The 26683-nt window shown below is 60.3% G+C and carries 28 protein-coding genes and 1 pseudogene; 13 read left to right on the forward strand and 16 right to left on the reverse strand.

Features of this window, described 5'->3' with window-relative positions:
- Positions 1-38: 38 nt before the first annotated feature.
- The gene (locus METH_RS20045; protein WP_024092305.1) at positions 39-959 is read right to left on the reverse strand and encodes a threonine/serine dehydratase; all 921 of its coding nucleotides are present in this window, start codon (positions 957-959) and stop codon (positions 39-41) included.
- 147 nt (positions 960-1106) lie between these two features.
- Here METH_RS20045 and METH_RS20050 point away from each other — a divergent pair, with 147 nt between their 5' ends.
- Positions 1107-1955 (forward strand): LOG family protein, encoded by an 849-nt coding sequence (locus tag METH_RS20050; RefSeq protein ID WP_024092306.1) that lies wholly within the window; start codon positions 1107-1109, stop codon positions 1953-1955.
- Between the two features lie 422 nt (positions 1956-2377).
- Here the strand turns inward: METH_RS20050 and METH_RS20055 are convergent.
- Positions 2378-3197: pseudogene (locus METH_RS20055) on the reverse strand (integrase core domain-containing protein).
- 572 nt (positions 3198-3769) lie between these two features.
- Here METH_RS20055 and METH_RS24585 point away from each other — a divergent pair.
- The 3 genes from METH_RS24585 (at position 3770) to METH_RS20075 (ending at position 6170) form a co-directional block, all read left to right on the forward strand.
- The gene (locus METH_RS24585; protein WP_044008505.1) at positions 3770-4033 is read left to right on the forward strand and encodes a hypothetical protein; all 264 of its coding nucleotides are present in this window, start codon (positions 3770-3772) and stop codon (positions 4031-4033) included.
- A 105-nt stretch (positions 4034-4138) separates the two neighbouring features.
- A complete protein-coding gene (locus METH_RS20070) occupies positions 4139-4609 on the forward strand; it encodes a hypothetical protein (protein WP_052348751.1) in 471 nt (156 codons plus the stop codon).
- A gap of 415 nt (positions 4610-5024) precedes the next feature.
- Positions 5025-6170, forward strand: a complete 1146-nt coding sequence (locus METH_RS20075) for a zinc-dependent metalloprotease family protein (protein WP_245602932.1) — start codon at positions 5025-5027, stop codon at positions 6168-6170.
- Between the two features lie 43 nt (positions 6171-6213).
- On the opposite strand, the gene rlmN is transcribed toward METH_RS20075, so the two are convergent.
- The 3 genes from rlmN to METH_RS20090 all read right to left on the reverse strand — a co-directional run bounded on the left by rlmN (position 6214) and on the right by METH_RS20090 (position 8539).
- Positions 6214-7401: a dual-specificity RNA methyltransferase RlmN gene (rlmN, locus tag METH_RS20080; RefSeq protein ID WP_024092312.1), complete on the reverse strand. Its 1188-nt coding sequence runs from the start codon at positions 7399-7401 to the stop codon at positions 6214-6216.
- Between the two features lie 109 nt (positions 7402-7510).
- Positions 7511-7861 (reverse strand): lysozyme inhibitor LprI family protein, encoded by a 351-nt coding sequence (locus tag METH_RS20085; RefSeq protein ID WP_024092313.1) that lies wholly within the window; start codon positions 7859-7861, stop codon positions 7511-7513.
- Positions 7862-8008: 147 nt separating this feature from the next.
- Positions 8009-8539 carry an invasion associated locus B family protein gene (locus METH_RS20090; protein ID WP_024092314.1) on the reverse strand — a complete coding sequence of 177 codons (531 nt, stop codon included), beginning with the start codon at positions 8537-8539 and terminating at the stop codon, positions 8009-8011.
- A gap of 182 nt (positions 8540-8721) precedes the next feature.
- Between METH_RS20090 and METH_RS20095 the strand changes: the two genes are divergently transcribed.
- Entirely contained in the window at positions 8722-9720 is a 999-nt protein-coding gene (locus tag METH_RS20095; RefSeq protein WP_024092315.1) for an asparaginase, read from the forward strand.
- Positions 9721-9756: 36 nt separating this feature from the next.
- Here METH_RS20095 and METH_RS20100 read toward each other — a convergent pair whose 3' ends face one another.
- The 4 genes from METH_RS20100 to serB all read right to left on the reverse strand — a co-directional run bounded on the left by METH_RS20100 (position 9757) and on the right by serB (position 12082).
- On the reverse strand, positions 9757-10077 hold the full coding sequence (locus tag METH_RS20100) for a YciI family protein (RefSeq protein ID WP_024092316.1): 321 nt from the start codon (positions 10075-10077) through the stop codon (positions 9757-9759).
- 32 nt (positions 10078-10109) lie between these two features.
- The gene (locus METH_RS20105) at positions 10110-10547 is read right to left on the reverse strand and encodes an SRPBCC family protein (protein ID WP_024092317.1); all 438 of its coding nucleotides are present in this window, start codon (positions 10545-10547) and stop codon (positions 10110-10112) included.
- Positions 10548-10560: 13 nt separating this feature from the next.
- Complete coding sequence (locus METH_RS20110; RefSeq protein WP_024092318.1) at positions 10561-10881, reverse strand: ArsR/SmtB family transcription factor; 321 nt, start codon at positions 10879-10881, stop codon at positions 10561-10563.
- Positions 10882-11206: 325 nt separating this feature from the next.
- A complete protein-coding gene (gene serB / locus METH_RS20115; RefSeq protein ID WP_024092319.1) occupies positions 11207-12082 on the reverse strand; it encodes a phosphoserine phosphatase SerB in 876 nt (291 codons plus the stop codon).
- Positions 12083-12360: 278 nt separating this feature from the next.
- Here serB and METH_RS20120 point away from each other — a divergent pair, with 278 nt between their 5' ends.
- Positions 12361-13515, forward strand: a complete 1155-nt coding sequence (locus METH_RS20120) for a phosphoserine transaminase (RefSeq protein WP_024092320.1) — start codon at positions 12361-12363, stop codon at positions 13513-13515.
- Positions 13516-13615: 100 nt separating this feature from the next.
- On the forward strand, positions 13616-15211 hold the full coding sequence (serA, locus tag METH_RS20125) for a phosphoglycerate dehydrogenase (RefSeq protein WP_024092321.1): 1596 nt from the start codon (positions 13616-13618) through the stop codon (positions 15209-15211).
- Between the two features lie 68 nt (positions 15212-15279).
- On the opposite strand, the gene METH_RS20130 is transcribed toward serA, so the two are convergent.
- Positions 15280-15672: a hypothetical protein gene (locus tag METH_RS20130; protein WP_024092322.1), complete on the reverse strand. Its 393-nt coding sequence runs from the start codon at positions 15670-15672 to the stop codon at positions 15280-15282.
- Between the two features lie 155 nt (positions 15673-15827).
- Between METH_RS20130 and METH_RS20135 the strand changes: the two genes are divergently transcribed.
- Positions 15828-16556, forward strand: coding sequence for a metallophosphoesterase family protein (locus METH_RS20135; protein ID WP_024092323.1), 729 nt, complete (start codon positions 15828-15830; stop codon positions 16554-16556).
- Positions 16557-16635: 79 nt separating this feature from the next.
- Here the strand turns inward: METH_RS20135 and tdh are convergent, their stop codons facing one another.
- Together tdh and METH_RS20145 are read right to left on the reverse strand one after the other, a co-directional pair.
- Positions 16636-17664 carry an L-threonine 3-dehydrogenase gene (tdh, locus tag METH_RS20140; protein WP_024092324.1) on the reverse strand — a complete coding sequence of 343 codons (1029 nt, stop codon included), beginning with the start codon at positions 17662-17664 and terminating at the stop codon, positions 16636-16638.
- Between the two features lie 14 nt (positions 17665-17678).
- A complete protein-coding gene (locus METH_RS20145) occupies positions 17679-18866 on the reverse strand; it encodes a glycine C-acetyltransferase (protein WP_024092325.1) in 1188 nt (395 codons plus the stop codon).
- A gap of 158 nt (positions 18867-19024) precedes the next feature.
- Here METH_RS20145 and METH_RS20150 point away from each other — a divergent pair, with 158 nt between their 5' ends.
- Positions 19025-19435, forward strand: a complete 411-nt coding sequence (locus METH_RS20150) for a VOC family protein (protein ID WP_024092326.1) — start codon at positions 19025-19027, stop codon at positions 19433-19435.
- A gap of 75 nt (positions 19436-19510) precedes the next feature.
- Here the strand turns inward: METH_RS20150 and METH_RS20155 are convergent, their stop codons facing one another.
- Positions 19511-19717 carry a cold-shock protein gene (locus METH_RS20155; RefSeq protein WP_024092327.1) on the reverse strand — a complete coding sequence of 69 codons (207 nt, stop codon included), beginning with the start codon at positions 19715-19717 and terminating at the stop codon, positions 19511-19513.
- Positions 19718-20042: 325 nt separating this feature from the next.
- Positions 20043-20609 (reverse strand): helix-turn-helix domain-containing protein, encoded by a 567-nt coding sequence (locus METH_RS20160; RefSeq protein ID WP_024092328.1) that lies wholly within the window; start codon positions 20607-20609, stop codon positions 20043-20045.
- Positions 20610-20804: 195 nt separating this feature from the next.
- Between METH_RS20160 and METH_RS20165 the strand changes: the two genes are divergently transcribed.
- Complete coding sequence (locus METH_RS20165) at positions 20805-21980, forward strand: acetyl-CoA C-acyltransferase family protein (protein WP_024092329.1); 1176 nt, start codon at positions 20805-20807, stop codon at positions 21978-21980.
- Positions 21981-22081: 101 nt separating this feature from the next.
- Here the strand turns inward: METH_RS20165 and ubiB are convergent, their stop codons facing one another.
- Complete coding sequence (gene ubiB / locus METH_RS20170) at positions 22082-23611, reverse strand: 2-polyprenylphenol 6-hydroxylase (RefSeq protein WP_024092330.1); 1530 nt, start codon at positions 23609-23611, stop codon at positions 22082-22084.
- A gap of 3 nt (positions 23612-23614) precedes the next feature.
- Positions 23615-24367 carry a bifunctional demethylmenaquinone methyltransferase/2-methoxy-6-polyprenyl-1,4-benzoquinol methylase UbiE gene (ubiE, locus tag METH_RS20175; protein ID WP_024092331.1) on the reverse strand — a complete coding sequence of 251 codons (753 nt, stop codon included), beginning with the start codon at positions 24365-24367 and terminating at the stop codon, positions 23615-23617.
- Between the two features lie 86 nt (positions 24368-24453).
- On the opposite strand from ubiE, the gene mutM reads away from it, so the two are divergent.
- The 3 genes from mutM (at position 24454) to rpsT (ending at position 26625) form a co-directional block, all read left to right on the forward strand.
- A complete protein-coding gene (gene mutM, locus METH_RS20180) occupies positions 24454-25305 on the forward strand; it encodes a bifunctional DNA-formamidopyrimidine glycosylase/DNA-(apurinic or apyrimidinic site) lyase (protein ID WP_024092332.1) in 852 nt (283 codons plus the stop codon).
- A gap of 63 nt (positions 25306-25368) precedes the next feature.
- Positions 25369-26145, forward strand: coding sequence for an enoyl-CoA hydratase (locus METH_RS20185; protein WP_024092333.1), 777 nt, complete (start codon positions 25369-25371; stop codon positions 26143-26145).
- A 216-nt stretch (positions 26146-26361) separates the two neighbouring features.
- Positions 26362-26625 carry a 30S ribosomal protein S20 gene (rpsT, locus tag METH_RS20190; RefSeq protein ID WP_024092334.1) on the forward strand — a complete coding sequence of 88 codons (264 nt, stop codon included), beginning with the start codon at positions 26362-26364 and terminating at the stop codon, positions 26623-26625.
- The last annotated feature ends 58 nt before the right edge of the window (positions 26626-26683 follow it).

The following is a 26683-nucleotide window of genomic DNA, read 5'->3' on the forward strand; positions in this document are numbered from 1 at the left end:
GTATTGGCGATACCGGGGCCGCTTCCTGCCCGCAAGGGTTATCCCAAGGGGTCCGGGGCTATATTGCCGCCGCAGATCAGCACTGCCACACGCTCGCCGGGCGCAGGGCGGTAGGCGCCGCACATCAGCGCAGCCAGAGCGGTGGCGCCTGCGGGTTCGGCCAGGATGCGCCGTTCGCGCCACAGTGCGGTCTGGGCCTTGACGATGGCGCTGTCCGGTACGGTCACCGATGTCAGGTCTTGTGCCGATGCAAGCTCGAAACAGATGGCGCCGATGCGTTTTGCGCCAAGGGCGTTGGCCGCAATGCCGGAGACATCCACATCCACCGGTTGGCGGGCCTGCAATGCCGCATGCAGCGCGCAGGAGGTTCCGGGCTCTACCGCAACGATCTTCTTTGTGCCACGGAACCAAGCCAGCGCGCCGGCAATCAGCCCGCCGCCGCCCACCGCGATCAGGAGGGTATCCGCCTCAAGGCCTTGGGCCTGCCATTCGGCAAAGCAGGTGCCCTGGCCCGCAACGGTGGCGGGTGCATCATAGGCATGGACTTGCATTGCGCCGGTTGCAGCTTCGTAGGACTGCGCTTGCTCCAATGCGTTGGCATAGGCGCCAGGCACGACCTGCAGATCGGCGCCGTTGCTTTCGATCAGGGAAATTTTTGCAGGGCCGGCCATTTCGGGCACATAGACCCGGGCCTTGTGGCCCAGCTGATGCGCGGCAAAGGCCGCCGCGGCGCCGTGGTTGCCGCCGGAAGCTGCCACCAATCCGGCCGGGGGCACTGGCTGGCTTAGCAATGTGTTGAAGGCTCCGCGCGCCTTGAAGCTGCCGGTATGCTGCAAGTGCTCCAGCTTCAGCGCCACTGGGAAACCCAATCCGAAGCCCTGCGTCTGCATCACCGGGGTCTGCTGCACATAGGGGCTAATGCGTTCTGCCGCGTCCCTGATTTCTACCTGCCAGTCCATTTTCCGTGCTCCTTGTGTGCCGCGGTGGAACCTTAGCCGCGCGGCCGCCGGGTGCAAGCGGGCAGTAGCATTTCCTGTATTCTTGATTGGCGCTAACGGCTAATGGCGGCTACAAAGGGAGTCCTGTCTATTAATTTGGGATTTTCTATGACCGAAGACCGCCACAGCCGTTTCCGCGATGCCCATTCCGACCGGGACCAAGCCGAACATGTGCCTGCCACGCCGCAGACCCAGGCGCCTGCCTACCGGCTTGCCTTTGCCGATGAAGAATTTCTGTGCCGCAAGGAACTGCGCCCGGTGCGGCTGCAGCTGGAGTTGCTGAAGGCGGAGTTGATGCTGAACGAGCATGGCATTGAAAGCACCATCGTGATGTTCGGCGGCGCCCGCATTCCGGATCCCGAGCACAAGGATCAGGCGCGGACCCAAACGCTGGCGGATCTGTCGCATTTCTATGATGAGGCGCGCGAGTTCGCCCGGCTGATGACTGAGAAGTCAAAGCAAAGCGGCGGCCGCCAGAATGTGATCGTAACCGGCGGCGGTCCTGGTGTGATGGAGGCGGGCAATCGCGGTGCATTAGAAGCAGGCGGCCAGTCCATTGGCCTGTCAATCGTGCTGCCGCATGAGCAGGCGCCCAACGGGTACGTGACGCCGGACCTCAGCTTTAATTTTCACTACTTCGCGATCCGTAAGATGCATTTCCTGATGCGGGCGCGGGCTATAACCGTGTTCCCTGGCGGTTTTGGCACCTTGGATGAGCTGTTCGAGAGCCTGACGCTGATCCAGACCGGCCGGATGGAACGGGTTCCGTTCCTGCTGTTTGGCAAGGCGTTCTGGGACAAAATCATTAATTGGGAAGCGCTGGCCGATGCCGGCACCATTTCGGATCAGGATCTGGACCTGTTCCGCGTGGTCGACACCGCCCAACAAGCGGTGGAGATTATCGACAACTGGGAGCCCGCGCCGCCGCGCGATAGCCTGCCCGGGCGCGACCGCTAAGCGCCGTCTGCAATGCAGCTGCTGCCAGGATCAGGCGAATTCCGGCGGCAGTCTGCCGATCTCGTCACCGGTGTTGAGCGGGGTGAGGATCTGGGCGCCTTCAATGGTTTTTACGGAATAGCCGTAACCGCGCAGGCGGAATTTCTATTCGCGCGGACTAAGAGCCTTTTCCCGTTCGCTGCAGATAAAGTCCAGCACGCTGGGGTCGATCGGGGCAGTCTTGCGTTCCATCGGAGCCATTGTTGAGCCCTTCTGAAAGTGGATTGTCCGCGTGTAGGAAGCTGTTGCCTGCAGGCGGCGGAATTTAAGCTGCATTGTGGAAAGAATGCGTCGGGCTGACCTGCGCACCGGAGGGCGGCTCTTGCGCAACACCTCTCAGGTGTCAGCCTGATCAGCCCCACCTGAGTGGTCCAGTTTGAATGTTAGTGCATGACCGGCCTGGGTTCCATCGGGATGATGGTTTCCGGGGCCGGCGGGCGATAGCCCAAGGCACTGTGCGGACGTTTGGTGGTGTAGTATTTCCTACAGCTTTCGATGATAATTTGTGCTTCCCGTAGCGCGTAGAAGACCTCGCCGTTCAGCAGTTCATCCCTGAACCGAGCGTTGAAGCTTTCACAATAGCCGTTTTCCCATGGCGATCCCGGCTCGATGCAGGCGGTCTTGGCCCCGGCGGCAGCGATCCGATCTTGGACGGCCTGGGCAATGAACTCAGGGCCGTCGTCTGACCGGATGCGGGCCGGAACCCTGCGAAGGATCATCAGCTCCGTCAACGCGCCGATAAACTCGGTCGGGTTCAGCTTCTGCTTCACACGGATGGCCAGGCAATCCCGGCTGTGTTCATCCAGAATGTTCAATGTCCTGAACGCCCTGCCATCATCTGTCCGGTGATGCACGAAGCCGTGCGGCCAAACAGGGTCGCCATACTCTGGCCGCAAACGAACGCATGAGCCGCCGTTCAGCCACAACCTCTCCTTCCTGGGCGGGTCCCGGCAGGATAAGCTTGTCCAGCGTCAGGTCAGACACCGCTCGACGCAGCCGGTCATTCTCCTTCTGAAGCCGCTTTAGTTCCTTCAGTTGGTCTGTTCCCATGTGGCCATACTGCTTACGCCAGCGATAGAAGGGCTGCTCTGTAATCTGCACCTGTCGAATTGCATCAACGCGCGGCATTCCCTGGCCGCACAGCACCTCAACCTGCCGTAACTTCGTGACAATCTCTTCCGGTTTTTGCCGTTTGTCTCCCATCTTTGATCCTCCCTTTCCTAACGAAAGCGGCAGACCACTCCAGTGGGGGAGGATCGCCCGCTAGGATAGTAAATGATGTATAGTCAGGATCTTTGGACGGGGACCGCCGTCCTACCACCACTTTCGACTTTTGGCTGGACGACAGATTGTTGGACATTACATCTGGCAACTGGCTCGACGGAATGCCGCTCCATGCGACCGCGACCTTTTGTTTTCTTCTGGGCAACACGCCTGTACCACATGATGAAAGTGCCCCAATCGACCGCAATATGAGAAATCGAAGGTTCCTCTACCAGAAGGGATATGAAGTAGCGTAGGGGGGGAGCAGGCAATCCGCGATGCCCTTCAGACCCACCAGATGACCGCATGTCCTCCACGCTTCGGCCCCAAGCGAACCTTCCCTTTGCTGTATGAACGGCTCTGGTACCAATGTCGCGGCAACCCCGACTTCGCGCCTTTTCGAGAAATACTCTGCGCTCACACGCAGTAAACTTGGGCGATCGGCAAAGGTGAAGAGCTTACGGGAGAGCCAGTTTCGAAGCGTCGCCTGCATTCCATCAGCACGGCATGCCGTGCAACACGCGTTGACCGGAAAGGGCTGCGTAAAACGCATCTCCGATGCGGGACTGGTTCCTGATCAAGGCAAAGGCTTGCCAGATGCATGGGAGGTCTTTGATGCAGATGCAGCAAAGCCTATTCTAGAAGAGTTGATCGCACTTGTTCAAGCCCACGCGTTCGCCAGCCTCATTGGGGCATCCCGGTCGCAGTTCGATATTCTCGTCGACGACCGGGTATTGGACCCCCTTCTGACTGGCACAAATGTTAAAACGGTCTGACTACCAGCAGACGGGCAGGCTTTCGTTGAGAGTCTGCTCACCACGGATGTCCCACTGCGGAACGCGCCAAGCAATTGGATTCACATTTCCCGGTCTGCCCAAAAATTGAAGATCCGGCCTGATGAGATCATATCCGCGATCCGGGATGGCCGTCTCATACGTACCGGTAACCACACAGGTTTCGAAGGCTACGCCGCCGTCTTTGTGGATCACGCCGAGGTTTCGGGAGTGCTGGGCAAAAATTCCTCTCCAGGCAAGCCCATTGAAGTTTTCGCAAAATGGGGTGGCGTGAGCCGGCCAAGCCGGATGCGACGCCTAGTGATCAACGGGCACACGCCTGCAACCAAAATGAAAACCCCAAGGACAAATGCCGAACTATTTTCCTCCACGTCAGAGAACATTGACGCCTTCCACCGCAAGAGTCTGACACCGCGTACATTGGCCAAGGACCTAGGGCGCAGCTGGAAAGGCGTGAGCGCCGAAGTTCGAGCAAGGGCGATCGAGCCGTTCTCGCCGGATGGAGCGGACTTTGGCAACCTCTACCTGCGTGAGAAAGTACTGTCCCCAAAAAGCTAAGGCCAAAGTCAGCGTCCGAACGACAAAGGGCGGAGCATTGTGCTCCGCCCTTTATTTTATGGCTCATTCTTCAACCCGGAAAACAGATAGTGTGAATTTCGGAAAATTCATGGTGTGCCTGACATCAGACATCGAGACGCCGTGATAATGTCGGCCGGAGAACCGGCGGGAAAGCAGAAGTCAGCAGGCAGATTTCATGCAGTAAGTTGCCATTTGCCGCAAATTGTCATTCTTCGCTCGGCTTGAAGCTAAAAGCGGGCCAAACTCGGCCACATTTGCAAACAAAAACTTACCGGTGACAGAATAGTGGAGGCAGCTGATGTCCGAAGTTACAGATTACACGGCTCTTTTAGCATATACATCGGACTTCAGAATCCGCTGGAACAGCCTGACTGATCTCGGGACACAAACTGTGGTGACATACCGCTTTGTTGAAAGCGGCGACCTTGGGAATGTGGCAGACGACCCTTATAATGCCACCAGCTATTGGTCCTTCAACAGCACGCAGCGCGACTATTTCCGCCAGGCCCTCGCGGAGTATGAGGACGCATGCGGATTGCTGTTTGTCGAAATGGACGGACCGGCTATGATCAACGCCTTTGGGTACAACGGCGGCTCTGCTGCAGGCTGGGCGGATCTTGCCTGGTCCAGCTCCTACTCCACCAATGAGGGAGAGCTGGCGATCGAGGGAAGCAGCATGGCGCCGGGCTCCTATGGATATGAAACGGTGCTGCATGAGATCGGTCATGCACTCGGTCTGGAGCATCCGCATGACGGTGAAGAGACGCTGGCCGACCACCTGGACGACCAGGAACATACCGTGATGACCTACAACTATGCCGGCTATAGCGTCACGGAGCTGGGGACTTTTGACGTGCAAGCTCTGACCCATCTTTACGGCGATACCGGCGGAACCGCTGGATGGAGAGCTTACGCCAATTCGGCGGGCGACGTGGTGATCAAGGCCAGCAGCCGCGCAGAAACTGTGTTGGCGACCGGGCAGGATACCAATATTTATGCCAAGGGCGGCGAAGATACCGTCATCGGACGCGAAGCGGATGACCGCCTGTTCGGCGGCGGCGGCGCTGACAGTCTTATCGGCGGCTATGGCGAAGACAGGCTAGCGGGCGGCAAGGGCTCGGATATTCTGATCGGCGGCTTGGATGAGACCGATTATTCTGGCGACAACGGTGAAGACGATATTTTGAAAGGAAATGGCGGCAGGGACACGCTTTACGGCGGTCAGGGGGATGACAGGCTGATCGGTGGCCACGGTAAAGACCGCCTTGTCGGCGGCGAAGGGGCTGACGTCCTGACGGGCGGCAAACATGCGGATGTCTTTGTGTTCGTGTCTGCCGATTATTGGGATGACCAAGTCATAAAAGATTTTGGCAAGGGCGATGACCGGATCGAGTTCTTGGACACCTCAATAGACGATTTCAGCGATCTGACTATCACGCAAGTAAATGGCAACACGCTGATCGACTATTACGGCAGTTTCAATATCGAGCTGACCGGCTACACGGGCACGCTTACTGAGGACCACTTCCTGTTTACCTGATACGGCAGCCGGGGACCCTGCCGGGCCGGGGCCGGAGCCGGGGTTACTTCAACCCGGCTTCGGCCTCAATCTGTTTGCGGCTTTTGCGGGCGCGCTCGGTCGCCGATTTCAGCTGGCCGCAGGCAGCCATGATGTCATCGCCGCGGGTTTTGCGGATCGGCGAGGCATAGCCGGCCTGATAGACAATATTGGCAAAGGCGTGGATGCGGTTGTTCGAGGACCGCTTGTACGGGCTGCCGGGCCATTCGTTGAACGGGATCAGGTTGATCTTGGCCGGAATATTGTAGCGCTTGATGTGGTCGATCAGCCGGTGCGCGTCCTCGTCAGTGTCGTTGACCCCGTCCAGCATCACATATTCGAAGGTGATCCGTTCGGAGTTCGAGACCTTCGGGTAGTCGGCCAGCGCCTGCAGAAGCGTGTCGATGTTCCAGCGCTTGTTGATCGGCACCAGCACATCGCGGGTCTCATTAGTGGTCGCATGGAAGGAAATCGCCAGCAGGCAGCCGATTTCCTCTGCCGTGCGGGCAATCTCGGGAACAACGCCGGAGGTCGAAAGCGTAATCCGGCGGCGGCTCAATGAGATGCCCTCGGGGTCCATCGCAATCTTCATCGCATCGCGCACGTTGTCGAAATTGTACAGCGGTTCGCCCATGCCCATCAGCACGATGTTCGAGAGCAGGCGGGTTTCGTCTTTGGGCGCACCCGGCACCGGCCATTCCTCCAGATCGTCGCGCGCCATCATCACCTGGCCGACAATCTCGGCCGGGGTCAGGTTGCGCACCAGCTTCTGGGTGCCGGTATGGCAGAAGGTGCAGGTCAGGGTGCATCCCACCTGGGATGAAATACACAGCGTTCCGCGGCCGTCTTCGGGGATGTAGACGACCTCGACCTCATGGCCGCCATTGATCCGCACCAGATACTTGCGGGTGCCGTCGGTGGAAACCTGTTTGCTTACCACTTCGGGGATGCGGACTTCGAATATATCCGCCAGTTCCGCGCGATAAGCTTTGGCCAGATTGGTCATATCCGCGAAATCGCGTTTGCCCCACTGGTAGATCCACTGCCAGATCTGGCCGACCCGCATCTTGGCCTGTTTTTCCGGGGTGCCATGTTCGATCAGAACCTCGCGCATGCGCTCGCGGGTGAGGCCGACAAGATTGACCTTGCCGCCCTCGGGATCCTTGCGGGGCAGGGTCAATACGTCTTGGGTGATCGGCGCGCTGGCGGTCATTGGCTTTAGCCTCGGTGCTGGTGGGCGGATGCGGCTCTATATAGGATTCCCGCGGAAGATCAAAAGGAATCCTTGAAAACAAGTTTCAGGCCGCAGCACTGTCCAGTGCCTAATTGGAAAACCGCACCAGTTCCTCCACGCGGGCACGCCCTAAGGTCGTCCAGCAGGCCCGCGTTGCAATTCCTGCGTCTTCGCGCACCGCATGGGCTTGGCCGGCAAAGGCGCAATGCGCACTCCTGAACGCTTCCCATGCGGTTTGGCTCGCCATCAGCGCAGCCTCCATCTCTGTCCCGCCCTTGGTATTGTCGCGTTCCGCAGCGGTAACCATTGCGGCTTCCAGCGCGTTGAACAGTGCAGCTTCAACACCCTCTTCATCTTCAGCCACGCAGGTGCCGATTTCCTCTTGGCTGCCCGCACCGCATTCCAGCGCTGGATTGGCAAAAGCGGGTGGCAAAAGCAACGCAACTGCGAGGCAAGCGCACGGGAGACTGGCTGAGTCCGGCATGGCAAGCACCTCCTGCCTGTCATGCTACGCCGCTTGCAGCCTTCAAACAAGAAAACCCCGGCACAGGCCGGGGCTTGGTATGTTTCCGCTAGGCGGCAGAGGTTACTTGCTGCAGCGCTTTTCCGCATCTTCCAAGGCAGCCGTGAAGCCCAGCAGCGAAAAGCTGTCCTTGGTTTGGGTGCCCCGGGCCGACCGCGCGGTCAGCACCGCATTGGTACCGCGTTTCATGGCTGTGACGATCTTGGCATCATCCGCAGGAGTTGCCGGCCAGGCCCATTCGCCCTCAGTGAACAATTCAAACTCGGATTCGCCAATGGCCATGTTCACGGTGGATCCCGGCGCAAACGGATACCCGCCGGTAAAGCTGACTTCGCCTTTGGGGGCATCGCTGCTGCGGAAAGTGACAAACAGCTGGATCTCGCTGCGGCGCACTGCCACGACGCGGCCGTCGCGGGTGTTCACAGTTTCCTTTGGTGCGGAAACCCCCCAGCACTCGTTGGGGTTGTCGCCCTCAAAGACGCTCCAGTCCACCTTGGCCGCAACCCGGTTGTTGGAGGTTGCTTGCGCTGTTGCGGTGGATGCCAATGCTGCCAGACACAGGCCCGCAACCACGCGGGCAAGTTTCAATGCCATTTGTCCCGACTCCAAGACTGTTCTCTAAACCTCAAATACCAAGCAAAGGGCCTGCAGCGTTTCAACCGCCGTCTGGTCCCGATCCCCTCGCTTGCGCTACACAAGCACACTAACGTAACTAGCACCACGGGCGAAAGTGCGTTTTGGCAGGATTTCGCCAAGAAAACATAAGGGGAGACATCATGGCGAAACCTGTGCCCATGGCCGAAGTCTGGCGCGGCCCGCTGCTGGAGAGCCTGCATTTGGGCCATGCCGTCATCTGCGACGCCTCCGGTCAAGTGGTGCGCAGCTGGGGTGACCCGGATGCGGTGATCTATCCGCGCAGCTCGGTTAAAATGATCCAGGCACTGCCGCTGATCACCTCCGGCGCCGCCGCGCGCTATGGGCTGACGTCCGAACAGCTGGCGCTCGCCTGCGCCTCCCACAATGGCGCGCATATCCACACGGTGCGGGTGAATTCCTGGCTGGATCAGCTAGGTCTTGGCGATGACGATTTCCGCTGCGGTCCGCAGCTGCCGGATGACATTCCGGCCCGCATCGAGCTGATCAAATCCGACAACAGCCCCTGCCAAGTCCATAATAACTGTTCCGGTAAACACGCGGGCTTTCTGACCCTGACGCAGTACCTTGGGGCGGGGACGGAATACATCGAAGTCGATCACCCGGTGCAACAGGCGTGTCTGGCTGCGTTTGAGGAAACCACCGGCCAGGACAGCCCCGGCTATGGCATCGACGGCTGCTCGGCGCCGAATTTTGCCACCACGGTCACCGGGCTGGCGCGTTCTATGGCTTGGTTTGCCAGCGCCGGCGACCGCTCTGACCGCGCATCGCAAGCTGCACAGCAACTGGTTGCGGCAATGACCGCGCACCCCGAGCTGGTGGCAGGCGAGACCCGCGCCTGCACCAATCTGATGCGCGCCATGGGCGGAAAAGTAGCGATCAAGACTGGCGCCGAGGCGGTGTTCATCGCCATCCTGCCCGAGCAGCAAATGGGCGTGGCCGTGAAAATCACCGATGGGGCAACCCGCGCCAGTGAATGTGCAATTGCCGCGCTGATGGTCAGCCTCGGTGTGCTGGAGGCCGAGCATCCCGCCACCCGCAAGTACATGAACAAGACACTGTACAGCCGCCGGGGGCTGGAGTGCGGGGCGATCCGCCCTGCAGCCGAGCTGCTGTTCTAAAGATGAATGCCCCGGTCTCTGGCCGGGGCATTCACTTTACATCCCCATTTCAATGACTTCGGCCACTTCCACCGAACCGCTGCCATCCACCACCATCGGGCAGCCCTTGGCCATCTCGCAGGCTGCGTCCTGATCGGCAGCCTCCACCACAGTGTAGCCGGAGACCGGATTGGCGCCGCCATTGTCAGCAATCCCGCCGGCGCTGACTGTCTTGGACATGCCCACCGGCGCTCCGGGAATCTTCAGCGCTTCGCCCATGGAACCCATCCAGTTCTTCCAGGCGTCCATGACCTTGGCGCCTTCCTCCTCGCTCTCCGGTGTCTTGCCGCCGTGATAGGCAAAAATGAACTGTGGCATTGGTCTTCTCCCTTGGTTGCGGTGTATGTAGTTCAGGTTAGTTCGGCCAGTTGCGCTTCCAGCTTGCGCAGGGTTGAGGTCCAGCCCTGTTCGTGGCGTGCAGCAGTGTCGCTGCCGTCCAGATCCCGGTGATCAATCAGCAGCATGGCGCCGTCTTCGGTGGCAGCAATTGTGAATGTCACATGGCTTTCGGCGCCGCGGGTGCCGACCTCATCATGCCAGGCCCAGGTGAAGCCGACGGATATCGGTCCATCCACATGGGTCACTTGGCCCGAGACATGAAACCGCTGGCCGTCGCGGTTCTGCATGATGGAATACCAAGGGCCGGTACGGCTGAGGTTTAGATTATGTTCCGGGATATGCACGCCTTCCGGCCCCCACCATTTCAGCAGCTTGTCTGGCGTTGTCACCCAAGCGAACAACTTTTCCGGGCTGACCGGGAATACCCTTTTCAGCTGCAGATCACTCATGCCGTTCCCTCCATCAGGTGTCATCCTCCATCAAGGCCGTCTCCAGCCGGTCCAGGCCGCCTTCCCAGAAGGCACGCCGGGACTGGGTCCACTCGGCAATCATCCGCAGGCCTTCGGGCCGGGCTGAATACAGCCGCTTGGTGCCATCGGCGCGCTGTGTGACCAGCCCGGCCTCGCGCAGCACCTTCAGATGGCGCGAGATCGCAGGGGCCGAGATGCCCGCGCCCGGTGCCAGATCGCCTGCAGGCAGTTCGCCTTTTGCAATCAGCTGGTCCACGATCGACATGCGGGTTTCATCCGACAGCGCGGCAAAGGATTTCAGAATCGGTGCCATGGTTCTTTTTATCACTTTTGTTAATTAAGTGGTAAGTTAAAAATATCCGTCCAGTAATAAAGCTGGCCACAAAGCATCCCTGTCTGCGGACACAAAAAACGCGCGCTTGGAGGTCGGAGCCAAAGGCGGCCGCCGCAGTAGCGGCCCCGAACGGCACCGCAGTTTGCGAGTCGCCAGTGCCGTTACCGGGCTGGCAACCGCCAGCTGCAGAACAGGAAATGCGGCCAGTCCGCCGTCGCCTGCAAACGCGTCGATGCAACCCGCGGCAAACCTGCTGCCAGCAAAAGAAGCAGGGTCGCTATCACCGCTTCAAAGATCAGACTGGTCAGCCTTTGAATGCATTCTGGCCGTAGCCTTGGATATAGAGGAGCGCGGTCAAGTCGCCGTGATTGATACGGATATCGCATTCCGCTGCGACCGAGGGTTTGGCGTGCAGCGCCACACCGGCCCCTGCGCGTTTCAGCATCCCAAGATCATTGGCGCCGTCGCCGACCGCAATTACATCCGTTTCATCGATCCCCAGCCGGGCGGTGATCTGCTCCAGTGCCTCCACCTTGGCTTTCTGGCCCAATATTGGCCTGCCGGCCTTTCCGGTCAGCTTGCCGTCTGCCACCTCCAAGGTATTGGCGCGGTTTTCGTCAAACCCCAGATGTGCCGCCACCTGTGCGGTGAAGGCAGTGAACCCGCCCGAGACCAGCGCCGCATAGGCGCCCTCTGCCTTCATCGTGGCCAGCAGCTGACTGCCGCCGGGCATGAAAGTGATACGTTCGGCCAGCACCTTGCCGATCACCGCTGCCGGAAGATCCTTCAGCAACCCGACCCGTTCGGTCAACGCCCCCTCAAAATCCAGCTCGCCGTTCATCGCCCGGGCGGTGATCTGCTTGACCCGGGCGCCAACGCCCGCTTCTTCGGCCAGCTCATCAATACATTCCTGCTGGATCATGGTGGAGTCCATATCAGCCAGCAGCATCTTCTTCTTCCGTCCGGCGCTGTGCTGAATGACCAGATCAACCCCCATTTTCTGCAGATCCGCCCAAACATCCCAGCGGTTTCCGGGCATCTGCGCCAGCGAAAACTCAGCCGCCACACCCGGTGCCAGCCAGTCAGCCTCCCCTCCGCCCCAGGCATTGCGCAGCGATTCCGGCAGCGCGGGCTCCAGCACAGGATTGGCGGGGTTGCAAAGCAGGGTGGCAACAAACATCGGCGGGCTCCGTTCCATCGGGTTTATCCTGTCATAGCGGCCCGCCGCGGGAACGGCCAGCCTGCGGCGCGCCGCAGATTTAAGGGGGTATTATAAGGCCCGGCCTTCCGGGAGTATTTCGGGCGGCTGTTTCCGATGATAGAAAAACGTGTCGCAAAAAAAGGTGGAATGGCCGTATTTTTCCGCATTCCCTGTTGCATGCCGCGCTGCAGCAGCCTAGCTCTGATGGCGGGACACCCCTCCCCAACGAGGGGCGCTTATCTGGAAGGGTAGCATTAATGGCTATTGCACAACCGGCATCGCGGCCGGCAAATCCGCGTTTTTCTTCTGGCCCTTGCGCCAAACCCCCTGTTTTTGACCTGGCCAAATTGTCCGGCGCGCCGCTGGGCCGATCGCACCGCGCTGCGGTGGGCAAAGAGAAGCTTAAGGCTGCGATCGAAGGCACACGTGAGATCCTGAACATCCCTGCTGATTACAAGATCGGCATCGTGCCCGCCTCCGACACCGGTGCGATGGAAATGGCGATGTGGAACCTTCTGGGTGCCCGCGGGGTTGAGATGCTGGCCTGGGAAAGCTTTGGTTCCGGCTGGGTCACTGACGTGGTGCAACAACTGAAACTGGACGCCAGGGTCAAAACCGCGGATTACGGCCAGATCGTCGATCTTGGCACTGTTGATTTCAGCAATGATGTTGTCTTCACCTGGAACGGCACCACTTCGGGCGTGCGGGTTCCCAACGGCAACTGGATCCCGGCCGACCGTGCGGGGCTGACCATCTGCGATGCCACCTCGGCCGCATTTGCGCAGCGCCTGCCTTGGGACAAGCTGGATGTGACCACCTTCTCCTGGCAGAAGGTGCTGGGCGGTGAAGCGGCGCACGGTATGATCATCCTGTCCCCCCGCGCGGTCGAACGGCTGGAAAGCTACACACCCGCCTGGCCGCTGCCCAAGATCTTCCGCCTGACCAAGGGCGGCAAGCTGATCGACGGCATTTTCCAGGGCGCGACCATCAACACGCCCTCGATGCTGGCGGTGGAGGACTACCTGCTGGCACTGGATTGGGCGCGCTCGGTCGGCGGGCTGGAAGGCCTGCGCGATCGCGCCAATGCCAACCTTGCCGCGGTCCAGAGCTTTGTGCAGGACAACCCGTGGATCGCCTTTCTGGCGGATCAGCCGGAATACCGCTCGAACACCTCGGTCTGCCTCAAGTTCACCGATGCGCGCATCCAGGACGGCGCCGGTTTTGCCAAGGCCGTGGCCAAGCGGCTGGAAAGCGAAGGCGTGGCCTATGACATCGGCGCCTACCGCGACGCGCCAGCAGGCCTGCGCATCTGGTGCGGCGGCACGGTTGAAGCCACTGACGTGGCGGCGCTGATGCCTTGGATCAAATGGGCTTTTGAGGCCGAGATCGCCACCCAGGCCGAAGCGGCCTGACCCAGGCCCTGTTCCGGGGCTCCGGCCCCGGCTCCTCCCTCCGAGGGATCCCTCACCATATCAGGCCGCACAGGCCCCCGTTTGAAAAAGGACCACAAAAATGGCTCCCAAAGTCCTCATCTCTGACAAGCTCTCTGAAGCCGCCGTACAGATCTTCCGCGATCGCGGCATCGACGTCGATTTTCTTCCCGATGTCGGCAAGGACAAGGATAAGCTGGCGGAAATCATCGGCCAGTACGACGGCCTCGCCATCCGCTCCGCCACCAAGGTGACCGAAAAGATTCTGGAGAACGCCGCAAACCTCAAGGTGATCGGCCGCGCCGGCATCGGCACCGACAACATCGACAAGGAAGCCGCTTCCAAGCGCGGCGTCATTGTGATGAACACGCCCTACGGCAACATGATCACCACTGCTGAACATGCTATCGCCATGATGTTTGCAACCGCGCGCCAGCTGCCAGAGGCGTCCGCCTCCACCCATGCCGGCAAATGGGAGAAGTCCAAGTTCATGGGCACCGAACTGACCGCCAAAACCCTGGGCGTGATCGGTGCCGGCAACATCGGCGGCATCGTCTGCGACCGCGCCCGCGGCCTCAAGATGAAGGTAGTGGCTTATGACCCTTATCTTAGCACTGATAAGGCTGATCAGATGGGCGTCGAAAAGGTTGAGCTGGATGAACTTCTGGCCCGTGCCGACTTCATTACCCTGCATGTGCCGCTGACCGATCAGACCCGCAACATCCTGTCCAAGGAAAACCTGGAGAAGACCAAGAAGGGCGTGCGCATCATCAACTGTGCCCGCGGCGGTTTGGTTGACGAAGGTGCGCTGGCGGAACTCTTGACCTCCGGCCATGTAGCAGGTGCTGCATTCGACGTGTTCTCGGTGGAGCCGGCCAAGGACAACGCCCTCTTCGGCCTGCCCAACGTGGTCTGCACCCCGCACCTCGGTGCCGCCACCACTGAGGCGCAGGAAAACGTCGCCCTGCAGGTGGCCGAACAGATGTCCAACTACCTGTTGACCGGCGCCGTGGAAAATGCGCTCAACATGCCCTCGGTGACTGCCGAGGAAGCCAAGATCATGGGCCCCTGGATCAAATTGGCCGATCACCTGGGCAGCTTTGTGGGTCAGATGACGGATGAGCCGATCAAGGCAATCAACATCCTCTATGATGGCGTTGCTTCGGAGATGAACCTGGACGCCCTGAACTGTGCGGTGATTGCCGGTATCATGAAGCGCGTCAACCCCGAGGTGAACATGGTTTCCGCCCCGGTGGTCGCCAAGGAGCGCGGCATCCAGATTTCGACCACAAACCAGGACAAATCCGGCACATTCGACGGTTATGTCAAGGTGACTGCCGTGACCTCCAAGCGCGAGCGCTCGGTGGCGGGCACCGTGTTTTCCGACGGCAAGCCGCGTTTCATCCAGATCAAAGGCATCAATATTGAGGCCGAGGTCGGCGCCCACATGCTTTATACCACCAACGAGGACGTGCCCGGCATCATCGGCACCCTGGGTCACACCCTGGGCGAAAGCGATGTGAACATTGCCAACTTCACCCTGGGCCGTTCCGAAGCCGGCGGCGAAGCCATCGCACTGCTCTATGTGGATGACGAAGTGCCCGCCAGGGTCCGCGCCAAGCTGGCCGACACCGGACTGTTCAACCAGATCAAGCCGTTGGCATTCGACGTTGCCTGACCGGTCTGGTGAATAACTGGAAAAGCCCCCGCTTGCTCTGCGGGGGCTTTTTCCTTGTCAGGTTTACATCACCTTTGCTGCACGAAGACTGACTTTTCCGGCCGGCTGCGCAGTACCACCGCCGCGAAGATCAGCATCGACAGCAGCGCCACCAGCGATCCCGCCTGCGCCAGCAGGTCGGTGCTTTCCTGAATGGCCAGCGGGATGCCCGGCACCAGCAGCGCCAGCGCCAGTAAAGCGGTTCCCAGGTGCAGCCGTGGCAAAAGGCCCCCGGCGGCCTGCGGCAGCAGGTGGTAATAAAACGCATAGATCGCACAACTGACCCAGCCAAGCAGATTCAGATGCCCGTGGGCCGGCGACAGAAGGTGGTCCTGGCTTGCCGACATCTGGATTCCCCAGACCATGCCGCCAAGCGCCGATGCCACCGCCGCCAGCATGAACCACCGCGCAATTCCTTCCATTTTCAGTCCTCCCGGTTCAGTTTGTTCATAAGACAACTTCCCCGGTAACTTGGTGCGGTGAAACCGGATTGCCAGTCGGAGGGCAGACGTCCCGGGGGTTGAACCCCTTGCCGTAATACACCATCAAATCGCCAAAACCGCGCAAAGGAGCTGTTATGACCGCCCCCCTCTACGCCATCGGTGACATCCACGGCCAGCTGGAGATGCTGGAGCAGGCGCTGGCCCGGATCGAGGTTGATGGCGGCCCCGAGGCCCGCATCGTTTTCCTGGGCGACTACACCGACCGTGGTCCCGACAGCCGCGGAGTAATCGAGCGGTTGATCGCAGCCCAGGAGGAGGGCCGGGACTGGATCTGCCTCAAGGGCAACCACGACCGGATGTTTGAATGGTTTATGGAGGACATACCGCGCCATGACCCGCATCTTCTGATCGGATACCACTGGCTGCATGAGCGGATCGGCGGCACTGAAACCCTGGCCAGCTACGGGCTGACATTCAAGGACCGTACCCGGCTCGACGATCTGCATGCAGAAGCCAAAGAGGTGATTCCCCCGCGGCATGCTGAATTCCTGCGCAGCCTCACGCCCCTTCACGAGACGCCGGAGCTGGCCTTTGTGCACGCCGGAATCGTGCCCGGTGTACCGCTGGCCCGGCAGAAAGAGGATGATCTGGTCTGGATCCGGCAGCTGTTCCACGACCACACCGGTGCGCATCCGAAACTGATTGTGCATGGCCACACGCCGGTGGACAGGCCCAGTCATTACGGCAACCGCATCAATCTCGACAGCGGTGCGGGTTACGGCCGCCCACTTAGCACGGCCGTGTTCGAAGGCCGCAGCTGCTGGCTGCTTGCTGAGAACGGGCGCCAGCCGCTGACACCCTGAACCGCGGCCTCGTTCTGGTTGCAAGTATTCTGGGGCTGCGGCCGCAAGGCCAAGTGGGCAACGCCCTCTCAATCCGCACTCAGCTCCAGTCCAGCACCACCTTGCCGCTTGACCCGGATTTCATTGCCGCGAACCCTTCTGCAAAATCCTCCATTGCAAAGCGATGGGTGATCACCCGGCTCACATCCAGCCCGTTTTGCAGCATGGCGATCATCTTGTACCAGGTCTCGAACATCTCACGGCCGTAGACGCCCTTGAGGGTGATTGCCTTGAACACGATGCGGCTCCAATCCACCGGTGATTTGCCCGGCGGAATGCCCAGCAGCGCAATCTTCCCGCCCATCACCAGCGCCTCGACCATCTGATCCAGGGCCGCTTGCGAGCCGGACATCTCCAGCCCGACGTCAAAGCCCTGTTTCATGCCCAGCTCCTGGATCACATCACTTAGCTCTTCCCTGGACACATCCACAGTACGCACCGCCGGCACAACATGCGCGGCCAGCTTCAACCGGTCCGGATTGATGTCGGTGATCACCACATGCCGCGCGCCGGCATGTTTCGCCACCGCCGCCGCCATGATGCCAATGGGGCCGGCCCCGGTGATCAGCACATCCTCCCCCAGCAGATCAAAGCTCAAAGCGGTATGCACCGCATTGCCCAGCGGGTCGAGAATGGCGCCGATCTCGTCCGGGATGTCATCCGGCAGCGGCACCACATTGAAGGCGGGCAGTTTCAGATATTGTGCAAAGGCGCCCTGCTCATTCACCCCGATGCCGCGGGTGCCGGGGTCCAGGTGGAACTTGCCGGCCCGCGACTGGCGCGAATCCGTCTTGATCAGGTGCCCCTCGCCGGAGCACCGCTGGCCCACTGTCAGGTCTTTCACGTTGCGGCCGATTTCAACGATCTCGCCAGCAAATTCGTGCCCGGTGATCATCGGCACCGGCACGGTGTGCGCGGCCCAGTCATCCCAATTCCAGATATGTATATCGGTCCCGCAAATGCCGGTCTTTTTAACCTTGATCAGCACCTCATCCGGGCCGATTTCCGGCACCGGTGCCTGCACCACCCACAGGCCTTCTTTGGGATGCGATTTCTCCAGTGCCTTCATCGTGTTGGGCAGGCTCATGAAATTACCCCCAGTTCCTTGCCAACTTTACCGAATGCGGCCAGCGCACGGTCCAGCTCATCCCGTGTCAGCGCTGCATTCATCTGCGTCCGGATCCGCGCCTGGCCGCGCGGCACCACCGGGAAGAAAAAGCCAGAGACATAAACGCCCTCGTCGAACAACCGCGACGCCATATCCTGCGCCAGCTGCGCCTCGCCCAGCATCACCGGGATAATCGGATGCTCACCGGGCAAAAGGTCAAAGCCCAGGCTTTCCAGCCCCGCGCGCCAGTACTTCGCATTTTCGAACAGCTGCGCCCGCAAACCGTCCCCTTTTTCCACCAGCCGGATCGCCTCCAGCCCGGCGGCAACAATCGATGGCGGCAGCGAGTTGGAGAACAGATAGGGCCGCGCCCGCTGCCGCAGCAGGTCGATCACTGGCTGCGGCCCGGCGATATAACCGCCGATGGCCCCCCCAAGTGCCTTGCCCAATGTCCCGGTGACGATATCCGCGTCCACCCCGAAATGCTCCGGCGTGCCGGCGCCCGTAGCGCCCATGAAACCTGTGGCGTGGCAGTCATCGACCATCACCACCGCATCATATTTGTCGGCCAGCGCCCGGATCTCCGGCAGTTTGGCCAGATAGCCATCCATCGAGAACACGCCGTCGGTGGCGATCATGATATGGCGCGCGCCGTCCTCGCGGGCCTGTTTCAGCCAGGCCTCCAGATCGTTCATGTCACTGTTCAGGTAACGGTAGCGCTTGGCCTTGCACAGGCGCACGCCGTCGATGATTGACGCATGGTTCAGGCTGTCCGAAATGATCGCATCCTCCGGTCCTAGCAGCGGCTCGAACAACCCGCCATTGGCGTCGAAGCAGGCGGCAAACAGGATCGCGTCATCCTTGCCAAGGAACTTGGCCAGACGGCTCTCCAGCTCCCGGTGAATGTCTTGCGTCCCGCAAATGAACCGCACGCTCGCCATGCCGAACCCTTTCGGCTCCATCGCGTCCTTGGCGGCTTTGATCAGGGCGGGGTGATCGGCCAGCCCCAGATAATTGTTGGCGCAAAGGTTGATCACCTCACGGCCGCCGACCGTAATCTCGCCCCCTTGGGGAGAGGTGATCATTCGCTCACGCTTGTACAGCCCCTCAGCCTCGATCTGGGCCAGCGTGCTGGAGATGTCGGTCAGAAATGCGTTGGACATGAGCTAACTCCCTGGGTGCCTCGAGTCGCGTGTCTAGCATAGCGGATGTGTTTCCGAAATACGGGATTTCAGTATCACGGAAAATTTTCCGCAAAACCGGATTTGAGGCGGGAGTTTGGCCAGGCCGGACTATCTGATCCTGAAACGGGGGAAACGCCATGGCACCCATCATGGGTATCGGCGGGGTGTTCATCAAGGCGCGTGGTGATGCCAAAGCGCTGGCAGAGTGGTACCGCGGCCGCTTAGGGCTGGAGCTGGAGGATTTCGGCGGCGCCATCCTCAATTGGCAGCAGCATAGGGCCGAAGACGGCGGCCTCAACGTCCGGGCCACTGCCGATCCGGACGGAACTTGGTTCGCCGCCAGTGCTTCCAGCCTCATGATCAACTACCGGGTTGATGACATGGACGGTTTGATTGCACAGCTGACCAGGGCGGGCATTCCCATTCAGCAGGGACCGGAAGTCCATAAGAACCGCCGTTTTGCCTGGATCATGGATCCTGAGGACAACAAGGTGGAGCTGTGCGAGCCGAAACTGTGGGGTGACACAACATGGGCTGACCGCCCCTGACTGCCTTAGTAGCAGTCACAAAAAAACGCGGCCCCTTTGCAGGGACCGCGTTTCAGAACTGAAAAGCTGAAAAGCTTATGCCAGCGCCAGGTTCACAGCCGACTCGCGGCCGTCACGGCCGGGCTCGATGTCGAAAGTGACTTTCTGGTTGTCCGCCAGGCCGGTCAGGCCCGAACGCTCAACAGCGGAAATGTGCACGAACACATCTTTGCTGCCGCCGTCGGGTGCGATGAAGCCGAAGCCTTTGGTGGTGTTGAACCATTTTACGGTGCCGGTGGCCATATCCGTAGTCTCCTAGTAAATGCTGCCCGCGGAAGTGCGGCAGCCTGGCGTAGTCGGTCTGGATCGAGAGACTGAAAACGCCGCAAAGCGGGAGACAGTGGATCGACAAGAATAACGTTAGCGATCCACATATGGTCCGATGCCGTGAGTCTTTCAAGGGGTTTGTTCTGGAAAGGTGGTAAGAGGGGCTTTCTTGCCGGTTCGTTCACGCAGGTTTAGTGGAAAAGAACTGGCTTAAACTTGAAGCTTCCCGCCTGTTCGGAAGGTCTGCTAATGCCTGCACTAATTTCGAGAGGAGGAGCAGGACCGGGATTGAACGCCAACCTCAAGCCGTTTTCACAATCAGAAATACCCGCGCCGAACCCTTCGGTGCGGTGACCGAATGCGCGACATCAGCGGCATAGCGGGCGGTGTCGCCTGTTTGCAGCAAGTCGTTGGCATTGCCTGAGGAAAGTGCAATTTCCCCCTCCAGAACAGTTAGTTGTTCCACTGTGCCGCGGGTGTGGGGTTGGCTGACCAATGCGCCGCCCATGTCGAAACGGATATCATAGACCTCATGCCCGCCGGCTTCCTCCGGCGGCGACAAAATGCGGATCCGGCAGCCTTGGCCCATGTTCTCGATCTTGGGCACATCTGTTGCGCGCAGAACCTCAATCCGGTCCTTCATGTCACCTGTTTCCAGCAACCCGGCAAAATCTACCTGCAGCGCACGGGTGAGATTCCACAGCGTTGCGATGGTGGGCGAGCTTTCGCCGCGTTCGATCTGGCTTACCATGGAGCGGCTGACGCCGGAGAGATTCGCCACCGCTTCCAGGCTCAGCCCTTGGGTGCGGCGGGCCTCTTTCAGGCGGGCGGGCAGCAAGGTCAGAATATCGTCTGTGTTTTCCGTCATGACGGATTCTCTGCGCCGTCAGACCGGATTTGTCAAACCTTCCTGTCATCCGGAATGCTGAACCGCGGCGGTGCGCAAGGGAGGCATGGGGAGTGCACAGAGCGTGACGTGGCATTTTCATGACGGCACGTCCCGGCAGACAGGACCATGCTGCAGGCGCATAATGACGGCAACGCAGGAGTGAGGAGAAAGACAATGACTGATATCGTGATCCTGGACGGCGCCCGTACCGCCATCGGTACTTTTGGCGGTGCTTTGGCGGGCACCGCTCCGATTGATCTGGCAACCACCGTGTCCAAGGCTGCCCTGCAGCGCTCGGGAGTGGATGGCGGCCAAATCGGTCATGTGGTGTTCGGACACATCATCAACACCGAGCCGCGGGACATGTACCTGAGCCGGGTTGCGGCGATGCAGGCGGGGGTGCCTGATGCGGTGCCGGCGATGAACGTGAACCGGTTATGCGGATCTGGCGTGCAAGCAATAATCTCGGCCGTCCAATCACTTGCCATGGGCGATGCGGAATTCGCACTGGCCGGCGGCGCCGAAAACATGTCCCGCAGCCCCTACATTAACCAGCAAAGCCGCTGGGGCGCCAAGATGGGCGATGTGAAATCGCTGGACATGATGCTGGGGGCGTTGAACTGCCCGTTCGGCACCGGCCACATGGGGGTAACAGCCGAAAACGTCGCCGATGAGCACGGCATCACGCGCGCCCAGATGGATGAGTTCGCCGTCATCAGCCAGACCCGCGCCGCCGCGGCGATCGAAGCCGGGCATTTCAAAACGCAGATCACCCCGGTTGACGTGAAGGTCAAACGCGACCTGGTGCCTTTTGAGGTGGACGAGCACCCCAAGGCCACCACCCTGGATGTGCTGGCCGGGCTGAAGGCGGTGTTCCGGAAAGACGGCCGGGTAACCGCTGGCAATGCCAGCGGAATCAATGACGGCGCTGCGGCGGTGGTGCTGGCTACGGCCTCCGCTGCAGAGAGGGCAGGTTTGAAACCCAAGGCACGGATCCTGGGCTATGCCCATGCCGGAGTGCGCCCGGAAGTAATGGGCATCGGCCCGGTGCCCGCGGTGCAGAGCCTGCTGGAGAAAACCGGCCTGTCCCCCAGTGATTTTGATGTGATCGAATCGAATGAGGCCTTTGCGTCGCAGGCGCTGGCGGTGAACAAGGAACTGGGGCTGGATCCCGCGAAGGTGAACCCGAACGGCGGAGCGATCGCCCTGGGCCATCCTGTGGGAGCAACAGGCGCTATCATCACCTTGAAAACGCTTTATGAATTGGAGAGATCCGGCGGGTCTAAGGGGCTGATCACCATGTGCATCGGCGGTGGCCAGGGCATCGCATTGGCAATCGAGCGGCTGTAATTGAAAGGGAGGGAGGCGCTGCCCCCTCGCGCCCTGCGGCACTCACCCCTGGAGTATTTCAGACCAGAAAGAAAACCATGGCCATTGGGGCCTATGCGTGGTCAAAGCAGCAAGGCAATCACCGCATAGAGGCTTATTCCGCCGGCTGCCCCCAGAACAGCCGGTGTTACCCAGCTTTTCACGCTGCGCTTTTGTGTGCCGTTCTGCGCCGCTTGCGCGATCAGCGCCTGTTCCACCAACGCGGGCAGCCGGGGGCCAAACCGGGCCATCACTTTGGCGGTGTCCAGAAGGTCGCTTACCACCGCGCGCGGACCGATGGATTTCTTGATGTAACCCTCGACCACTGGGCGGGCGGCCTCCCAGATGTTGATATGCGGATCCAGCGAGCGGGCAACGCCTTCGACCACCACCATGGTGCGCTGCAGCAGGATCAGCTCCGTGCGGGTTTCCATTCCGAAACGCTCTGTCACTTCAAACAGATAGTTCAGCAGCCGCCCCATGGAGATCTGCGAGGCATCCATGCCGAATATTGGCTCTCCCACCGCGCGCAGGGCGCGGGCGAATTCGTCTACATCGTGGGATGCGGATACATAACCGGCTTCGAAATGCACCTCGGCGACGCGTTTGTAATCACGTTTGATGAAGCCGTAGAGGATCTCGGCATAGACCCGGCGCGTGTACTCATCAATATGGCCCATGATGCCGAAGTCATAGGCGATGATGTCACCATTGGCGGCGACCTTCAGGTTGCCCTGATGCATGTCGGCGTGGAAAAAACCGTCGCGCAGCGCATGGCGCAAAAACAGCGACAGCACTCGGTCGGCCAGCACCCGGCGGTCGTGCCCGGCGGCATCCAGCGCGTCATTGTCGCCGAGCGCGACGCCGTCCGCCCAGCCCATCGTCATCACCCGGCGGGCGGAATAGCCCCAGCGGATTTCAGGCAGCTGAAAGCCCTCGTCATTCACCGTATTGGCGGCAAATTCCGACGCGGCGGCGCTCTCAAGCCGCAGGTCTAATTCCCCTTGCACCACGCCGTCGAAATGTTCGATCACGTCCATCGGTTTCAGGCGCCGGGCGCCGGGCGCAAACAAGTCCACGATGCGGGCGGCGAAATAGAAGGCGTCCACGTCCTTGTTGAAAGCGCGCTCGATACCCGGGCGCAGCACCTTTACGGCAACTTCCTCTCCGGTTTCGGCCAGCGTTGCGCGGTGCACCTGGGCGATGGAGGCGGCGGCAATCGGGTCACTGAAGTCCGAAAATATCTCGGAGACGGGGCGGCCCAATTCCTTTTCCACTTCGGCCAGGGCCTCAGCGCGGGAGAACGGCGGCAGTTTGTCCTGCAAAACGCGCAACTGGCGGGCTAGGTCCTTGCCCACCACATCCGGCCTGGTCGAGAGCACTTGCCCGAACTTGATGTAGGCTGGCCCCAGGGCGTTCAGCGCCCGGGTCTCGGGCGGCATTGATGGATCGCCCTTGTAGCCCAGCCATTTGAACGGCCAGCCCAGGGTCCGGGCGAGAATGCGCAGCGGCTTGGGCGCCTCGAACGCTTCCAGCACCGAATGCATGGCACCGGTGCGCTCGAAAGTGGCGCCTGTGCGGATCAGGCGCAAAATATTATGAGGGCCGCGCATGGGTCAGATTTTCCAGCCGGAATGCAAGCAGGCGATGCCCAGCGACAGGTTGCGGTACTTGGCGTTCTCAAAACCCGCCTGTTTGACCATGCCCAGGAAGGTCTCCTGATCCGGGAAGTTGCGGATCGATTCTACCAGATACTGGTAGCTGTCGTAATCGCCGGCAATCATTTGCCCCATCCGCGGGATCACGTTGAAGGAATAAAGATCATAAAGTTTCTGCAGCCCGTCGTTCGGCAGCTGTGAGAATTCCAGCACCATCAGCCGCCCGCCGGGGCGCAGTACCCGGTAGGCCTCGTTCAGCGCTTCCTGCGGCCGGGTCACGTTCCGGATGCCGAAGGAAATGGTGTAGACGTCGAAAGTGTTGTCCTTGAACGGCAGCTTCATAGCGTCGCCGGTGACCCAGTCGAGGCTGCCGGCCATCTGTTCGGCTTCGGCGCGCTTGCGGCCTTCCTCCAGCATCGGGCGGGTCAGATCCAGCACGGTGGAATGGCCGTGGCCTGCGCGTTTCAGGAAGCGGAATGAAATGTCGCCGGTGCCGCCCGCCACATCCAGCAGCCGTTGGCCGGGGCGCGGCGCCAGCCAATCCATCATCGCGTCTTTCCAGACCCGGTGGATGCCAACGCTCATCACATCGTTCATGATGTCGTATTTCGAAGCGACCGAGTTGAAGACCCCCTGCACGCGGCCCGCCTTCTCCGCCTCGCGGACGGTTTCGAACCCGAAATGGGTGGTATTGTCGCTGCTATCGCTCATGAGGCTTGCCGTTTGCTGATTTCCGCCCTTGTTATAAGGCGCTGTGGGGCAGGCACAATGCGGCCCGTTGGTTCAGGAGGGGTGTAATGCCAGAATTGCCCGAGGTCGAGACGGTGAAACGCGGATTGGCGCCGGCCATGGAGGGGGCGGTGATCATAAAAGCGTCTGTGAACCGGCCTGGTCTGCGCTGGCCGTTTCCAGAGCGGATGGCCGAGCGGCTTACCGGCGCGCGGGTGAATGGTTTACGGCGGCGGTCGAAATACATTCTTGCCGACCTCGACACGGATGAGACCTTGCTGATCCATCTGGGCATGTCCGGGCGGATGACGGTGTCGGGTGATCCGCTGGGGCAGTTCGCGCATGAGCACCCGCAGGCGGAAAAACACGACCATGTGGTGTTCGACATGGACAACGATGCCCGCATCACCTTCAACGATCCGCGCCGGTTCGGGGCGATGGATTTGCTGGATACTGCGACAGCCGGGAATCACAAACTGCTGGCGGCGCTGGGCCCGGAGCCGTTGGGCAATGATTTCCACGAAGATCACCTGGTAGCCGCTTTCCAGGGCCGTAACACGCCGGTGAAATCCGCATTACTGGATCAGGGAATCATTGCGGGTCTTGGTAACATCTATGTCTGTGAAGCGTTGTTCCGTGCGGGAATTTCGCCACGCCGCAAGGCTGGGCAGATTGCTGCGCACCGGGTTGCCGCGCTGGTGCCGATCATCCGCCAAGTGCTGCAAGATGCCATCCGCGCCGGGGGTTCTTCTCTCAAGGATTTTCGGCAAGCCTCTGGTGAACTTGGATATTTCCAACACAGTTTCGATGCCTATGGGCGCGAAGGCGAACCCTGCCGCCGCGCGGGTTGCGACGGGTCAATTGTCAGAATCACTCAGTCAGGACGCTCTACCTTCTATTGTGTAAAGTGCCAAAGATAGCTTGATCAGAGTGCCCCTTTTGGTAAGGACTCGGATTTGAACGGAACAACCGAAAGAGAAATCATGGCCTACGAGACGATCAACGTCGATGTGCAGGACCACGTTTGCCTCATAAAACTGAACCGCCCAGAGGCGATGAACGCGCTCAACAAGGAACTTATCGGCGAGCTGTGCGCCGCTTTGGAAGAGGCCGATGCCAGCGACAAGGTGCGCTGCATCGTTCTCACCGGCTCGGAAAAGGCTTTTGCCGCCGGCGCCGACATCAAGGAGATGTCGGAGATGAGCTTCACCGAAGTGTTCTCCACCAACCTGTTCGCCGATGCCAACGACCGCATTTCCGCAATCCGCAAACCGGTGATCGCGGCGGTCGCGGGATATGCGCTGGGCGGCGGCTGCGAGCTGGCAATGCTGTGCGATTTCATCATCGCAGCGGAAACCGCCAAGTTCGGACAGCCTGAGATCAATCTTGGCGTCGTCGCGGGAATCGGCGGGACACAGCGTCTGACCCGGTTTGTGGGCAAGTCGAAATCGATGGACATGAACCTCACCGGCCGCTTCATGAACGCCGAGGAAGCCGAACGCGCCGGCTTGGTGTCGCGCGTGGTGCCGGCCAAGAAGCTGATCGAGGAAGCCACCGCAGCAGCGCAGAAGATTGCCGAAAAATCGCTGCTGACAGCGATGGCAGTGAAGGAAACTGTGAACCGCTCTTACGAGCTGCCGCTGAGCGAGGGGCTGTTGTTTGAGCGCCGTGTATTCCACTCGATGTTCGCCACCGAAGACCAGAAAGAAGGCATGGCAGCCTTCCTGGAAAAGCGCGAAGCGCAGTTCCGGGACAAGTGAGGCTAGCAGGGGATTAGAGTGACGAAGCGGCGGGCAGATAGGCCCGCCGCCTTTCTATCCGGGCTGGCGCCCTTGCAATTCTTCGCCGGGTTGGGTATCAGCCGCCCCATACATGCGCGTGCAGCCCGCTCTGGCTAGAATCACACCGGTTTAGTGACCCGGGTTCGGCTGGCATTGCGTCCGATTGAAACAGAACCCGAGATAAGGTCAAACACCATGGCAAATTCGCCCCAGGCCAAGAAGCGCGCACGTCAGAACGAAAAGCGCTTTTCCGTCAACAAAGCCCGTCGTTCGCGCATCCGCACTTACCTGCGTAAAGTTGAAGAAGCTATCGCCTCCGGCGACAAGGATGCTGCAACTGCCGCTCTGCGCGCAGCTCAGCCCGAACTGATGCGCGGCGTCACCAAGGGCGTGTATCACAAAAACACCGCTTCCCGCAAAATCTCGCGTCTGTCCGCACGCGTGAAGGCACTGGCCTGAGATTCGCTCCGCTTAGCGGGGTCCAGAACAGTTGAAACGATGTCAGGGCGCTGCAGAT

This window comes from Leisingera methylohalidivorans DSM 14336, assembly GCF_000511355.1.
GTDB lineage: Bacteria > Pseudomonadota > Alphaproteobacteria > Rhodobacterales > Rhodobacteraceae > Leisingera > Leisingera methylohalidivorans.